The 13,699-nt window shown below is 68.6% G+C and carries 13 protein-coding genes; 8 read left to right on the top strand and 5 right to left on the bottom strand.

The features are described 5' to 3' along the window. Positions 1 to 9 precede the first annotated feature (9 nt). The 3 genes from ACWEPG_RS15790 to dmpG all read left to right on the top strand — a co-directional run bounded on the left by ACWEPG_RS15790 (position 10) and on the right by dmpG (position 3,819). On the top strand, positions 10 to 1,632 hold the full coding sequence (locus ACWEPG_RS15790) for an FAD-binding protein (RefSeq protein WP_452594816.1): 1,623 nt from the start codon (positions 10 to 12) through the stop codon (positions 1,630 to 1,632). 205 nt (positions 1,633 to 1,837) lie between these two features. Then, entirely contained in the window at positions 1,838 to 2,761 is a 924-nt protein-coding gene (locus ACWEPG_RS15795; protein WP_452594762.1) for an acetaldehyde dehydrogenase (acetylating), read from the top strand. A 5-nt stretch (positions 2,762 to 2,766) separates the two neighbouring features. Beyond that, positions 2,767 to 3,819, top strand: coding sequence for a 4-hydroxy-2-oxovalerate aldolase (dmpG, locus tag ACWEPG_RS15800; RefSeq protein ID WP_452594817.1), 1,053 nt, complete (start codon positions 2,767 to 2,769; stop codon positions 3,817 to 3,819). 14 nt (positions 3,820 to 3,833) lie between these two features. On the opposite strand, the gene ACWEPG_RS15805 is transcribed toward dmpG, so the two are convergent. Genes ACWEPG_RS15805 through ACWEPG_RS15815 form a run of 3 tightly spaced genes read right to left on the bottom strand, consistent with a single transcriptional unit; the run spans position 3,834 to position 5,598 of the window. Then, positions 3,834 to 4,049 carry a hypothetical protein gene (locus ACWEPG_RS15805; protein ID WP_452594763.1) on the bottom strand — a complete coding sequence of 72 codons (216 nt, stop codon included), beginning with the start codon at positions 4,047 to 4,049 and terminating at the stop codon, positions 3,834 to 3,836. 29 nt (positions 4,050 to 4,078) lie between these two features. Further along, positions 4,079 to 4,420 carry a hypothetical protein gene (locus tag ACWEPG_RS15810; RefSeq protein ID WP_452594818.1) on the bottom strand — a complete coding sequence of 114 codons (342 nt, stop codon included), beginning with the start codon at positions 4,418 to 4,420 and terminating at the stop codon, positions 4,079 to 4,081. Then, positions 4,417 to 5,598: a Rieske 2Fe-2S domain-containing protein gene (locus tag ACWEPG_RS15815; RefSeq protein ID WP_450112263.1), complete on the bottom strand. Its 1,182-nt coding sequence runs from the start codon at positions 5,596 to 5,598 to the stop codon at positions 4,417 to 4,419. Before ACWEPG_RS15815 ends, ACWEPG_RS15810 begins: the two co-directional genes overlap by 4 nt. 237 nt (positions 5,599 to 5,835) lie before the next feature. Here ACWEPG_RS15815 and hsaA point away from each other — a divergent pair, with 237 nt between their 5' ends. Genes hsaA through hsaB form a run of 4 tightly spaced genes read left to right on the top strand, consistent with a single transcriptional unit; the run spans position 5,836 to position 9,379 of the window. Beyond that, on the top strand, positions 5,836 to 7,011 hold the full coding sequence (gene hsaA, locus ACWEPG_RS15820; RefSeq protein ID WP_450112262.1) for a 3-hydroxy-9,10-secoandrosta-1,3,5(10)-triene-9,17-dione monooxygenase oxygenase subunit: 1,176 nt from the start codon (positions 5,836 to 5,838) through the stop codon (positions 7,009 to 7,011). 12 nt (positions 7,012 to 7,023) lie between these two features. Further along, positions 7,024 to 7,899: a 4,5:9,10-diseco-3-hydroxy-5,9,17-trioxoandrosta-1(10),2-diene-4-oate hydrolase gene (gene hsaD, locus ACWEPG_RS15825; protein ID WP_450112261.1), complete on the top strand. Its 876-nt coding sequence runs from the start codon at positions 7,024 to 7,026 to the stop codon at positions 7,897 to 7,899. After that, on the top strand, positions 7,899 to 8,798 hold the full coding sequence (gene hsaC, locus ACWEPG_RS15830) for an iron-dependent extradiol dioxygenase HsaC (protein WP_452594764.1): 900 nt from the start codon (positions 7,899 to 7,901) through the stop codon (positions 8,796 to 8,798). The genes hsaD and hsaC overlap by 1 nt, the downstream gene beginning before the upstream one ends. Then, positions 8,798 to 9,379, top strand: coding sequence for a 3-hydroxy-9,10-secoandrosta-1,3,5(10)-triene-9,17-dione monooxygenase reductase subunit (gene hsaB, locus ACWEPG_RS15835; protein ID WP_452594765.1), 582 nt, complete (start codon positions 8,798 to 8,800; stop codon positions 9,377 to 9,379). The genes hsaC and hsaB overlap by 1 nt, the downstream gene beginning before the upstream one ends. A gap of 80 nt (positions 9,380 to 9,459) precedes the next feature. Here hsaB and ACWEPG_RS15840 read toward each other — a convergent pair whose 3' ends face one another. Beyond that, positions 9,460 to 10,494, bottom strand: a complete 1,035-nt coding sequence (locus ACWEPG_RS15840; protein ID WP_452594766.1) for a 2Fe-2S iron-sulfur cluster-binding protein — start codon at positions 10,492 to 10,494, stop codon at positions 9,460 to 9,462. Between the two features lie 163 nt (positions 10,495 to 10,657). Here ACWEPG_RS15840 and ACWEPG_RS15845 point away from each other — a divergent pair, with 163 nt between their 5' ends. Then, a complete protein-coding gene (locus ACWEPG_RS15845) occupies positions 10,658 to 11,533 on the top strand; it encodes an SDR family NAD(P)-dependent oxidoreductase (protein ID WP_452594767.1) in 876 nt (291 codons plus the stop codon). Positions 11,534 to 11,603: 70 nt separating this feature from the next. Here ACWEPG_RS15845 and ACWEPG_RS15850 read toward each other — a convergent pair whose 3' ends face one another. After that, a complete protein-coding gene (locus ACWEPG_RS15850) occupies positions 11,604 to 13,640 on the bottom strand; it encodes a neutral/alkaline ceramidase (RefSeq protein ID WP_452594768.1) in 2,037 nt (678 codons plus the stop codon). Between the last annotated feature and the right edge of the window lie 59 nt (positions 13,641 to 13,699).

A 13,699-nucleotide genomic window follows, 5' to 3' on the forward strand; every position in this document is an offset into this window, starting at 1 on the left:
GCGGTGCTCGTGTCCTGGGATCTTTCAGCCGACGTGGTGGTGGTCGGCACCGGTGTGGCGGGTGCGTCGGCCGCTGTCGAGGCACTGGACGCGGGCGCCGAGGTCGTCGCGGTGGACCGGTTCGCCGGCGGCGGGACGAGCACCATCTCCGGTGGCATCTTCTATGCCGGTGGCGGGACGTCGGTGCAGCGCCAGGCGGGGGTGGAGGACACCGTCGAGGCCATGTTCGCGTACCTGACGCGAGAGGTCGGTGACGCCGTCCGGCCCGAGACGCTGCGCCGGTTCTGCGCGGACAGCCCCGCGACGATCGAATGGCTGATGAGCAACGGGGTCCCCTTCGAGGGGTCGCTGTGCCCGTACAAGACGTCGTACCCCACGGATCGGCACTACCTGTACTACTCCGGGAGCGAGGCCGCCGGCGGATTCCGAGACGTCGCGCCGCCCGCTCCGCGCGGACACCGGGCAAAGGGCCGCGGCACCTCCGGGAAGATGCTCTACCGGCCGCTGATCGAGTCCGCACTGACCAAGGGACTACGTCTTCAGCAGCAAACGCGTGCGGTTCGGCTGCTCACGGACGACAATGGCGCCGTGGTCGGCGTGGAGTGTCTGAGCCTGCGCGACGCACCCGCGAGGGTGCGAGCCCGGCACGCGCGGCTGTCCTCGCTGTCGGCCAAGCCGGGGATCTACTACCCGCCGATGCGGCGGCGGCTGGACAAGCTCGTCGAACGCATCGAGGCCCGCTACGCGCGCCCGATCCGCATCGAGGCCCGGTCGGGCGTCATCCTCAGCGCCGGCGGATTCATCGGCAACCGCGCGATGGTCGCCGAGCACGCACCCCGCTACCTCGGTGGGCTCCCGCTCGGCACCTCCGCCGACGACGGCAGCGGCATCGCGTTGGGCGTCTCGGCCGGTGGCGCCACCGACAAGCTCTCCCACATCTCGGCGTGGCGGTTCATCGTGCCGCCCCCGGCCTTCCTGGGGTCGATCCTGGTCGACCGGCAGGGCAACCGGATGGTCGACGAGTCCCGTTACGGCGCGGCCCTCGGGCACGCGATGATCGCCGAGCGGGAGGGCCACGGCTGGCTGGTCGCCGACGCGGACCTGGTCGCCGAGGCGCGGTCGCAGCTGGGCACGCACACGAACTGGTTCCAGCGGGTCCAGGCCGAGACGATGATGCGGCTGGACGGAACCACGGCCGCCACCCTCGACGAGGTCGCCGCCAGCGTCGGCATCGACCCGGCCGGGCTGGCGGCGACCGTCGCGGCGCACAACGACGCCATCGACAGCGGCGGACTCGACCCGATGGGCAAGCCCGACGACTTCCGCCGCCCGGTGCGCACCGGTCCCTTCTCGCTGTTCGACGTCTCGCTGAAGAAGAGCCTGACCAACCCGCTGCCGATGATCACGCTGGGGGGTCTGGTCGTCGACGAGGACTCCGGCGAGGTCCTGGGGGAGGGCGGGGCCCCGATCGAGGGTCTGTATGCGGCCGGTCGGACCGCAGTCGGAATCTGCTCGAACTCCTACGTCAGCGGCCTGTCGCTCGCCGACGCCGTGTTTTCCGGCCGGCGTGCGGCAGTCCATGCCACCCAGCGGACCCAGGCGGGTCCCGACCCCGTCCCGCTGGTGAGTTAGCCAGCGCCCGAGGCCGCACCGAGTCCGACTCCGCAGCCGAAAGGAACCGCACATGCTCTGCACCGAGTTGCGTGACGAACTCGCGGGCGGTGCGGACCCGAGGGTTCGTGCACCCGCGCCGCCGACGTCCGGGCCGGGAGATCGGTGCCATGCCGGTTTCTCCGGGCTCGGGTCCGTATCCCCGCGGTTCGAGTAGGAGGAATCCATGGCTCACGCACGACGGTCGGAGAACAGGGCAAGTGTGGCAATCGTCGGGTCGGGCAACATCGGCACCGACCTGCTGTACAAACTGCGGCGGTCCGAGTGGCTCGAGCCGCGCTGGATGGTCGGCATCGACCCGGCCAGCGAGGGTCTGGCCCGGGCCGCCGCGATGGGCCTCGAGGCCTCCGCGGAGGGGATCGACTGGCTGCTCGCCCGGCCCGAGAAACCGGACCTGGTGTTCGAGGCGACCTCCGCCCACGTGCACCGCGACGCGGCCCCGAGATACCGGGCCGCCGGCATCCGCGCCATCGACCTCACTCCGGCCGCGGTCGGACCGGCGGTGGTGCCGCCCGCGAATCTGCACGAGCACCTCGACGCGCCGAACGTCAACCTGATCACCTGCGGCGGGCAGGCGACCATCCCGATCGTCCACGCGGTGTCGCGGGTCGTCGACGTGCCGTACGCCGAGATCGTCGCGTCGGTCGCGTCCGTCTCGGCGGGCCCGGGCACCCGCGCCAACATCGACGAGTTCACCAAGACAACCAGCCGCGGCGTGGAGGTGATCGGAGGGGCGCGCAGGGGCAAGGCGATCATCATCCTGAACCCGGCCGAGCCGCCGATGATCATGCGCGACACCATCTTCTGCGCGATCCCGGAGGAGGCGGACCGCGACGCGATCGCCGACTCGATCCATCGGATGGTCGCCGACATCGCGCAGTACGTGCCCGGCTATCGGCTGCTCAACGATCCGCAGTTCGACGAGCCGAGCGTGATGTCCGGTGGGCACGCGAAGGTGACCACCTTCGTGGAGGTCGAGGGCGCCGGGGACTTCCTGCCGCCGTATGCGGGCAACCTCGACATCATGACCGCGGCGGCGACCAGGGTGGGCGAGGAGATCGCCCGGAAGCTTCTCAGCGTGAAGGCGTGAGCGAGATGACTCTCATCGACAGCGCAGTACATTTCGACCCCTCGTGGGACGTCCGGGTCACGGACACCTCACTGCGGGACGGCTCGCACCACAAGCGGCACCAGTTCACCGGCGAGGAGGTGCGCGCGATCGTCGGCGCCCTCGACCACGCCGGTGTCCCGGTCATCGAGGTGACGCACGGCGACGGGCTCGGTGGCTCGTCGTTCAACTACGGCTTCTCGAGGACCCCGGAGCAGGAACTGATCAAGATCGCGGTGGACACCGCGACTCAGGCGAAGATCGCGTTCCTGATGCTGCCCGGTGTCGGCGTCAAGGAGGACATCGTCGAGGCCCAGGACAACGGCGCCTCGATCTGCCGGATCGCCACCCACTGCACCGAGGCGGACGTGGCCGTCCAACACTTCGGTCTCGCGAGGGAGCGGGGGCTCGAGACCGTCGGATTCCTGATGATGGCGCACACGATTGCGCCGGAGAAGCTGGCGGAACAGGCCCGGATCATGGCCGACGCCGGCTGCCAGTGCGTGTACGTCGTCGACTCCGCGGGCGCACTGGTGCTCGAACAGGTCGCCGAGCGGGTCGAGGCCCTCGTCGCGGAGCTCGGACCCGACGCGCAGGTGGGCTTTCACGGGCACGAGAACCTCGGCCTCGGTGTCGCGAATTCCGTTGCGGCGGTGCGGGCGGGGGCGCGGCAGATCGACGGCAGCACCCGCCGGTTCGGCGCCGGTGCCGGCAACGCGCCGGTCGAGGCGTTCGTCGGGGTGTGCGACAAGATCGGCGTCAAGACCGGCATCGACTTCTTCGCGATCGCGGACGCCGCCGAGGACGTCGTCCGACCGGTGATGCCGGCCGAGTGCCTGCTGGACAGGCAGGCCCTGATGATGGGCTATGCGGGCGTGTACTCGAGCTTCCTCAAGCACGCGGAGCGGCAGGCCGAGCGGTACGGGGTCTCCGCCGCGGAGATGCTCGTCCGCGCAGGCAAGCGCAAACTCGTCGGCGGCCAGGAGGACCAGCTGATCGACATCGCGCTGGAACTGCAGCGCGAGCAGGCCGGGGTCTGATCTTCGACCCCGGATCACGTCCGCTCGAGGAGGTACTTCGTGACGGCCGCCCAGTCGCCGAAGTCGGCCGAATCGAACAGGACCAACTCGCCCACGAAATCGCGGGCGCCGTTGGCGCACCGGTCGTAGACCAGGAAGTCGCCGCGGTTGAGGTTCTTGTGGTGTGAGAGGACCGTATGGCACCGGCCACCGACAGCAGCCGCCGGGACGAGGAAGGGGCGTGCATCCATCCGGATGCACGCCCCTTCCTGCTCGTCGACTACTCCGACTGCGTGTCGCGGACCTCGACGATGCCCTCCATGACGGCGTGATTGATGCTTGCCATCAGGCGTGGGCACGTCTGCCGCGCGCCGGGGCGGGCGCCCGCGCCGGCGAACTCGGGACAGACCGTCGCCGGGTCGGCCTGCCACTGGATGCTGGTGTGGTTGTAGCTGTTCTTACGGACCAGCACGCAGGTGTGGCAGGTCCGGCACTCCACCTCCTGCAGGCCGTCGTCGAGGTAGGTCTGCAGGTCGACGGCGGTCTGTGCGCGGACGGCCTCGACCCGGGCCGGGCTGTCGGCGAAGTCCGGGGCCTTGGACCAGGTCGAGGTCATCGTCAGACGCCTGTCTTGCTGTCGGCTTCGGCGGCGGCCTTCTCCGCGGCCTGGCGGGCGAGGTTCTCGTCCACCTCGCGCTGCCACGCCTCCACCGCCTTGGTGGTGTCGATCTCGAACTCGAAGCGCTGCGTCGCCTTCTCGTCGATGTCGGCGACGTCGACGTAGAACTGCTCGTACCAGCGGCGCAGCTGGTAGACCGGGCCGTCCTCCTCGCACAGCAGCGGATTCTCGATCTTGGTCTTGTTCTTCCAGATCTCGACGTCCTGCTCGAAGCCCATCGTCACGCCCTCGGTGAACTTGCGCGCGAGCTTGTTGGTCGTCGCTTCGTCCAGGCCCTTCGGCTTCTCCACACTGACGCCGTACATCAGCATGAACGAGTCCTGCGTGATCGGGTAGTGGCAGTTGATCAGGACGCTTTCGACCTTGTAGCCGCTGTAGTCGTTGTGCAGCCAGTTGATCATGTACGAGGGGCCGAAGTACGACGCCTCGGAGTCGAGGACGGACTCGCCGTACTGCGTGCCCATGTTCCCGACGTCGGGGCGTCCGTGGTTCTGCAGGTACTGGGACGCGACGTGGCCCTCGAAGACGTTCTTGAAGTACTTCGGGAACCCGAAGTGGACGTAGAAGAAGTGCGCCATGTCCACGACGTTGTCGACGATCTCGCGGCAGTTGGAGCCCTTGACCTCGAGGCGGTGCCACTCCCAGTCGGTCCAGTCATCGGTCAGAACCTGCGGCAGTTCCGGAATCGTGACCTCGTCCGGCGGCGGGTTGCCCTCGGGGTCGTGCCAGACGAACAGCTGCTTGTTCCGCTGCAGTGTGGTCCACGAGCGGGTGCGCGCGAGCGGCGGAACCCGTCGCGCGTAGGGGATGTCGGTGCACTTGCCGTTGCCGCCCCAGCGCCAGTCGTGGAACGGGCAGGCGACCGAGTCGCCCTTGACGGTGCCCTGGCTCAGGTCGCCGCCCATGTGCCGGCAATACGCGTCGAGCACGTTGAGCTTGCCCTCGCTGTCGGCGAAGACGACGAGCTTGGTGCCGAACGCCTCCACCGCGTGCGGCTTGCCGTCCAGGAACTCGCGCTCGAGGCCGATGCAGTGCCAGCCACGGGCGAACCGCGTCGGCGTGGTTCCGACGTCGATTTCACGAACCTTGCGGTTGGCGGGCGCGCCGCTCGTTTGCGTCATCTGTGCCCTCACATCCCTTCGTCTCCGTTACTAGAACACGTTATAGAAGTCGGGAGAGTTTCGCCAGATTTCGAGCCGAGTTGTTCCTGTCGTAGCGGCCTGACCTGCTGTGCTCGCCGCCCCTCGACACAAATGGGAACGTGTTCTAGTCTCAGGGGCGAGCGCACCACCGAACACGCAAGAGCGCAAGAAGCCGGATCGACAGACCGTCAGATCGACAGACATAGGGAGCGACCAGTGAGTGAGCACGACAGCCACGTGGTGATGGAGAAGCTGAACGAGCTACTGCCGACCTTCCGCGAGCGTGCCCAGGAGACCGAGGACCTGCGTCGCATCCCGGACGACTCGATCAAGGCCCTGCAGGAGGTCGGCTTCTTCAAGCTTCTCCAGCCGAAGCAGTGGGGCGGGTTCGAGGCGGATCCGGTCACCTTCTACACGGCGGTCCGCAACATCGCGAGCGCCTGCGGCTCCACCGGGTGGGTCGCCGGCATCATCGGGGTTCACAACTGGCATCTCGCGCTGTTCGATCAGCAGGCGCAGGAGGACGTCTGGGGCAAGGACACCGACGTCCGGATCTCCTCGTCCTACGCGCCGATGGGCGCGGGTGAGGTCGTCGACGGTGGCTACAAGGTCAACGGCGCGTGGGCGTGGTCGTCGGGTTCCGACCACGCGACCTGGGTCGTCGTCGGTGGTCCCGTGATCAAGGACGGCCGCCCCGTCGACTTCGGCAGCTTCCTCATCCCGCGCGAGGACTACGAGATCGACGACGTGTGGAATGTCGTCGGCCTGCGTGGCACCGGCTCGAACACGGTCGTCGTCAAGGACGTCTTCGTGCCGCGGCACCGGTTCCTGAGCTTCAAGGCGATGAGTGACCTCGCCGCGCCGGGACTGCAGCAGAACACCGCTCCGGTCTACAAGATGCCTTGGGGCACAATCCATCCCACCACCATCTCCACTCCGATCGTCGGCATGGCGTACGGCGCCTACGACGCGCACGTCGAGCACCAGGGCAAGCGGGTGCGTGCGGCCTACGCGGGGGAGAAGGCCAAGGACGATCCGTTCGCCAAGATCCGGATCGCCCAGGCGTCCAGCGACATCGACGCCGCCTGGCGCCAGCTGTCCGGCAACGTGGCCGACGAGTACGCGCATCTCGTTGCGGGCGAAGAGGTGCCGATGGAGCTGCGGCTGCGGGCGCGCCGTGACCAGGTGCGTGCCACCGGCCGCGCGATCGCCTCGATCGACCTGCTCTTCGAGAACTCGGGTGCCACCGCGCTCGCGAACGGTACTCCGATCCAGCGCTTCTGGCGCGACGCCCATGCGGGCCGGGTGCATGCGGCCAACGACGCCGAGCGCGCGTACGTGATGTTCGGTGGCGCCGAGTTCGGCCTGCCGCTGACCGACACGATGGTCTAGGGGGAGACACACATGACGGCAACCGAAGAACTCACGTACGAATCGACCTCCCGCTTCGCGCAGGTCCGACCGGACCTGAAGCTGCACTACCACGAGGCCGGCGTCGGCAACGGCCCGACGATCGTGCTGCTGCACGGTGGCGGCCCGGGCGCCTCCTCCTGGTCGAACTTCTCCAAGAACATCCCCGTCCTCGCCGAGCGCTTCCACGTGCTCGCCGTCGACCAGCCGGGCTACGGCAAGTCCGACAAGCCCACCGAACACCCGCAGTACTTCGTGCACAGTTCCTCGGCACTGAAGGACCTGCTCGACACCATCGGCATCACCGATCGCGTTCACCTGCTCGGCAATTCGCTCGGCGGCGGTGCGGCGGTGCGGTTCGCGCTCGACTACCCGGACCGGGCCGGCCGGCTCGTGCTCATGGGCCCGGGTGGCCTGAGCGTCAACCTGTTCGCACCCGACCCGACCGAAGGTGTGAAGAACCTCGGCAAGTTCAGCTACCAGCCGACCCGCGAGAACCTCGAGGCGTTCCTCCGGATCATGGTGTTCGACCAGTCGCTGGTCACCCCGGAACTGGTCGAGGAGCGGTTCGCCGCGGCGAGCACCCCGGAGTCCCTGGCCGCGGCGAAGGCGATGGGCAAGTCCTTCTCCAGCGGCGAGTTCGAAAAGGGCATGCTCTGGCGCGAGGCGTACAAGCTGCGCCAGCGCGTGCTGCTGATCTGGGGCCGCGAGGATCGGGTCAACCCGCTCGACGGCGCCCTCGTGGCGCTGAAGATGATCCCCCGCGCGCAGCTGCACGTGTTCGGCGGCTGCGGGCACTGGGCGCAGCTCGAGAAGTTCGACGAATTCAACCGTCTTGCAACCGACTTCCTTCTCGATGGAGGCAACTGATGAGCATCCGTTCCCTCGCGTACCTGCGCATCGAGGCGACCGACATGGCCGCCTGGCGTGATTACGGGCTCAAGGTGCTCGGGATGGTCGAGGGCAAGGGTTCCGACCCCGAGGCCCTGTACCTGCGCATGGACGACTACCCGGCCCGCCTGGTCATCGTCCCCGGCGAGCGCGACGGCCTCTACGCGACAGGCTGGGAGTGCGCGAACGCAGAAGGGCTGCAGGAGATCCGCGAACGTCTGGCCAAGGCCGACTGGGAGTTCGAGGAGGGCACCAAGGAGGAGGCGGCCGAACGCAACGTCGTCGAGTTCATCAAGTGCAAGGACGCCTCGGGGTCGCGGCTGGAGATCTTCCACACCGTCGCACTGCAGCACCGGCGCATCGTGAGCCCGTACGGTCACAAGTTCGTGACCGGTGAGCAGGGACTCGGGCACGTGGTGCTCGCGACCAAGGACGACGAGGCGGACCTGCAGTTCTACCGTGACGTGCTCGGGTTCAAACTGCGCGACTCGATGCGCCTGCCCCCGCAGGTGGTCGGGCGCCCGGCGGACGGTGACCCGGCATGGCTGCGCTTCCTCGGCTGCAACCCGCGGCACCACAGCCTGGCGTTCGCTCCGCTGCCGAACCCCAGCGGCATCGTGCACCTGATGGTCGAAGTGGAGAACTCCGACGACGTCGGCCTGTGCCTCGACCGCGCGCTGCGCAAGAAGGTCAAGATGTCCGCCAGCCTCGGCCGGCACGTCAACGACCTGATGCTCAGCTTCTACATGAAGACGCCCGGCGGCTTCGACGTCGAATTCGGTTGCGAAGGACTCGAGGTCGAGGACGACACCTGGATCGCGCGCGAGTCCACCGCGGTGAGCCTGTGGGGGCACGACTTCACGGTGGGATTCAAGTAATGAGCCCCGAGAAGGCGACGGTGCCCGACAGCGGCATCGACCCGCGCCAGTTCCGGACCGTCCTCGGTCAGTTCTGCACCGGCGTCACGATCATCACCACTGCAGACGGCGGCGCGCCGGTCGGGTTCGCGTGCCAGTCCTTCGCGGCACTGTCGCTGGACCCGCCGCTGGTGCTGTTCTGCCCGACGAAGGAGTCGCGGTCCTGGGCGGCGATCGAGCGGACCGGAAAGTTCTGCGTGAACGTCCTCGCCGAGGAGCAGCAGGAGGTGTGCGCCCGCTTCGGTTCCCGTGAACCGGACAAGTTCGCGGGCATCGGCTGGACGGCCTCGCCGCTCGGGTCGCCGATCATCGACAACTCGCTCGCCCACATCGACTGCACCGTCGAGACCGTGCACGACGGCGGCGACCACTACGTCGTGTTCGGTCGGGTCTCGTCGATGAGCGAGGTCAAAACCGAACGGCCGCTGCTGTTCTACCGTGGTCAGTACACCGCCATCGAACCGGACAAGACCGTGCCGGCGCCCTGGCGCGACGACCTCGAGGCGTTCCTCACCACGACAACAGAGGACACCTGGCTCTAGGGCCACCGCATACCCGGAGGGGCGACAAGGGGCCCGTCCGCGCGACCTTCGCGCGGGCGGGCCCTTTTGGTGTTCACCGGTCACCCGTCGTACTCGACCTCGAGGGACTCGGTGCGGGGGAGTGCCTGGCAGGCGAGGATGTAGCCGTCGGCGAGGTCGTCCTCCTCGAGTACCCGGTTGTCGACCATCTCGACCCGGCCCGCGGTGAGCCGGCACTCGCACGCCGCACAGACCCCTTCCGTGCAGGAGGATGGGACCACGATCCCGTTGGCGTCGAGCACCTGGAGCAGACGCTGATCGGCAGGCCAGGACAGGGTGTGCGTCTGGGCGCCCTTGCGCACCACCACGGTGGAGACGGGTCCGTCCCCTGTGGCGGCCTGTGGCGGGGTGTCGTCGACGGCGAACGGGTCGGCTGCGAGGGAGGTGAACCGCTCGATGTGCAGCTTCTCCCGAGGAAACTCCATTTCCGTCAGGGCTTTTCGGGTGCAGTCCATGAACGGTTGCGGCCCGCACACGAAGACCTCGTCGAAAGCCCATGGACGGAAGCGCTGAACCAATTGGTCGGTGGTGGGCAGCCCGTCGTCGGTCTCGATCCAGTGCTCGACCGTCAACCGCTCGGGATGACGTGCACACAGCTCGCGCAGTTCGGCGTCGAAGATCACCGAGTCCTCGTCGCGGTTGGCGTAGAACAGCACGATCTCACCCGTGCCGCGGCCGAGCACCGACTTGAGGATCGACATGATCGGGGTGACGCCGCTGCCGCCGGCGACGAGCAGGTAGCGAGCGTCGAGGCCGTGCGGGGTGAACACGCCCGACGGTTCGAGGACCTCGATCTCGGTACCCCGTCGGACGTTGTCGCACAACCAGTTCGACCCGAGGCCCCGGTCGACTCGTTTGACCGTGATCTTCAGGTCCTCGTCGAGGTCGGGTGCGCTGGCGAGCGAATAGCAGCGGGCCTGCGCCGTGCCGGGAATGCGCAGCGTCAGGAACTGCCCGGGCCGGTAGGCGAACCGCTCGCGCAGCGTGGCGTCGACCTCGAAGACCACGGATCGGGCGTCGTGGGTCTCCTCGATCACGTCGCTGACGCGGAGGCGGTGGATCGTCGGTGCGGGCATGGTCTCGGTGCTCCCCGTGCGTTTCGGCGGGCTTCCGGGTGAATGTCCCGTTCACCCGTGCTGGACAGGTGTCTGGACTGTAGTCTGGCACGCGTTGGGAAGCAATGGTGCCGTGGGAGCGGACGCTGTGGGCCGACGGCCCGGACACGAGGAGAGGTGGGAGATGACGACCGAAGTGGGTCGGCACCTGGCCGGACGCGGCGCGGTGGTGACGGGGTCGAGCAGGGGAATCGGACGGGCCGTCGCGCACGCCCTCGCGGCGCAGGGAGCCGGGGTGGTGGTCAACGGTCGGGATGCCGCGGTCGCGCAGCAGGTCGCCGACGAGATCCGGGCCGCGGGCGGCATCGCGGTCGCGGTCGCCGGGGCGGCGTCGTCCCGCGCGGTCGCGCAGGAGCTGGTCGACACCGCTCTGGGCGAGTTCGGAGACATCGACATCCTCGTCAACTGTGCCGGCGTCGCCGAGCCTCCCGGGTCGTCGATTCTCACCGTCACCGACGACGAGTGGGATGCCCTGCTCGATGCGCACCTGACGACCGCGTTCCGGACGTGCAGGCTGATCGCCCCGCTGATGGCCGAGCGCGGTTCCGGCGCCATCGTCAACACGAGTTCGTTCGCCTACCTGGGCGACTACGGCGGCACCGGCTATCCGGCGGGCAAGGGGGCGGTCAACAGCCTGACCATGGCGATCGCCGCCGAACTCGCCGGCTCCGGGGTACGTGCGAACGTGGTCTGCCCGGGTGCGCGGACGCGCCTGTCGGAGGGCGCGGAGTACGAGCAGCACATCGAGGAGCTGCACCGGCGGGGGATGCTCGACGACGCGTCACGGTACGGTTCGCTCAACCCGGCACCGCCCGAGTACGTGGCCCAGCTGTACGCGTTCCTCGCCAGCGACCTCGCCAAGGGTGTCAGTGGTCGGATCTTCGTCGGTTCGGGCGGATTCGTCGGTCGCTTCGACCGCCCGACACCGACGGTGCTGGCCTACCGCGACCACAACACCGAACCGCCGTGGGGGTTGGAGGAACTCGCGGGAATGCTCTAGGTCCGCTCCGGAGCGCGTGCGCGGTGTGCGAGTCCGGAGGCTCGCACACCAAGCACGAGTACCGAAGGCCTCAGACGTCGAATTCGGCGGAGGTGCCGGTGAACGGGGTGATCGCGCCGCCGCCGTCCCTGCTGTCGCCGAAGTGCTGGATCCGGTACCGCCCGCTCGGCGTGCCGTCCGGAACGTCCCACGTGATGCGCGCGACGGAGGCGTTCGAACCCTCACGGCGCCAACGGTATTTGGTGGACCAGTCGCCGTCGTCGGCGTGCCGGACCCATCGGCCGCCGTCGAGCCGCTGCACCTCGAGGAAGGTGCCCCCGCGGTGCAGGTCGTTCTTCGGGTGCCCGGTGACGAACTCGGCGACCACCTGGGCGCCCGCCTCCGCCCGCGGAGCCGGCTGCACGAGAACGTCGCCGAACTGCCGTCCCGCGGGCGGGGCGTCCGCCGGGACGCCCGGGCCGAAGCTGGGCTGGAAGCCGGACAGGTCACGGGGCGCGGGACCGCGCGGGACCTCGGCGCCGGTGCGCATGGCTGTCGCGAGCTGGGCGTAGCCCTGCTGATAGGCGGGAAGTGTGTTGCGGCCGAAGAGGGTCGAGCCGCCCTCGTACTGCTGCGCCTCGTACTCCTCCGGGGTGGTGCAGTAACTCGAGTAGGAGTTGGCGTACCCCTGGAAGACGACGTTCTCGAGCGGAACGCCTAGTTCCTCCGCGACCGTGCGACGGATCCGCAGCCCCGACACGATGGTGAACTCGGCCGGTCCGCCGACCACGTAAATGTCGCCGATCCGGATGATCTGGATCTTGAGCACGTGCGGAACCCAGCCGTCCGGCGGCAGCAACCCCACCGCCACCAGCACGAGCTTGGGGGCCTGCGCGTCGGCGAGCCAGTCGGGCACCGGTGCGTTCATGCCGCCGAGAGCGTCGACGACCGGGTTGCGGGTGCCCTCCGGGAAGATCGGGATGGCCGGACCGTCCTCGGTGCTGCCCGCGCTCATCGCCGCGCCGACGCAGGCCGGAGCGGTGCGGCGCTGCTTGCCGTCCGGGGTGAACCGGCCGTCGACTACCTGGTTCGCCATGTCCAGGTACATGATCCGGCTGTCGACGGTGGCAGCTTCCATCGGTTCGGCGGCGGCGAAGGCGGTGCGGGCGGCCGCCACCTGACGCTCGCCGATGATGCGGGTGTTCTCGAACTCGTCGTCGGTCGGCCCCTTGCCGGGCTCGAGACGCAGGTTCGGGGACATGTCGCCGGAGTTGGTCTGCGGGAAGGCCGCCACGAATCCCGGTGCGCCGTCCAGGTACCGGACGCCCTCGACGTCGTGTTCCCAGAAGTACGCGGCGGCGCCCTTGTTGTCGCCCGAGATCAGGTAGTTCTCGTTGGTCAGCGACGCGCAGTGGGTGGCGAACCAGTTGATCGCACCGACATCCGTGCCGCCGCGGCTGATCCGGATCGTCCGCATCGAGGTGTCGATGCCGAGCGGGTAGTAGTCCCTGTCCCGCTGCGGGTTTCGATCGAAGGCGACTCGCGAGCGGTTGACGCTGGCATCGGTGAGTTCGCTGCGGCCGTACGCGACGGTGCCCGGCGCGAGGTTCGCGTGCGCCGCGGTGATCGCGTCGACGATGCCGTCCACCTCGGCATGGAAGGTCAGGGGCTGGAAGCCGAGAATCGCGAGGTTGTACGCGTAGTCGTGGGACGCGCCGCCGCATGCGGCATGAGAGTGGACCGCGGTGAGCATGACGTTGCGCTCGGTGTAGATCCCGCCGAACGCGGTGTGCAGGCGGCGCAGGACCTCGTCGTGCACGGACTGGAACACCATGCAGGTGTCGACACACACGTAGACGACGCGCCCGTCGGCGGCGTCGGCGAAGACATAGGCCCGGGCCCTCGTGCGCTGGTGCAGGCCCTGTGCGACCTGCTCGAAGCTGGAGTAGCCCATCATGCCGTTCTCGGCGACCGGCCCGGTGACGTCCGCGATGCCGACCCCGACCCGGAGGCCGGACCCGCCGGGGGCGGTGCGAACGGGCGCGCCGGCGGCAGGCCCCGCGGACAGGGCCGCGATGACGGGCGTGGCGGCGGCTCCGGCGAGCACGCTGCGTCGACTGATCTTCACTACGGAAATCCTTTGCGAGGGCGTCGAAATGAAACTTGGTCAATCGTCCAACTTGGAGT

The organism is Rhodococcus sp. NPDC004095 (genome assembly GCF_053604015.1).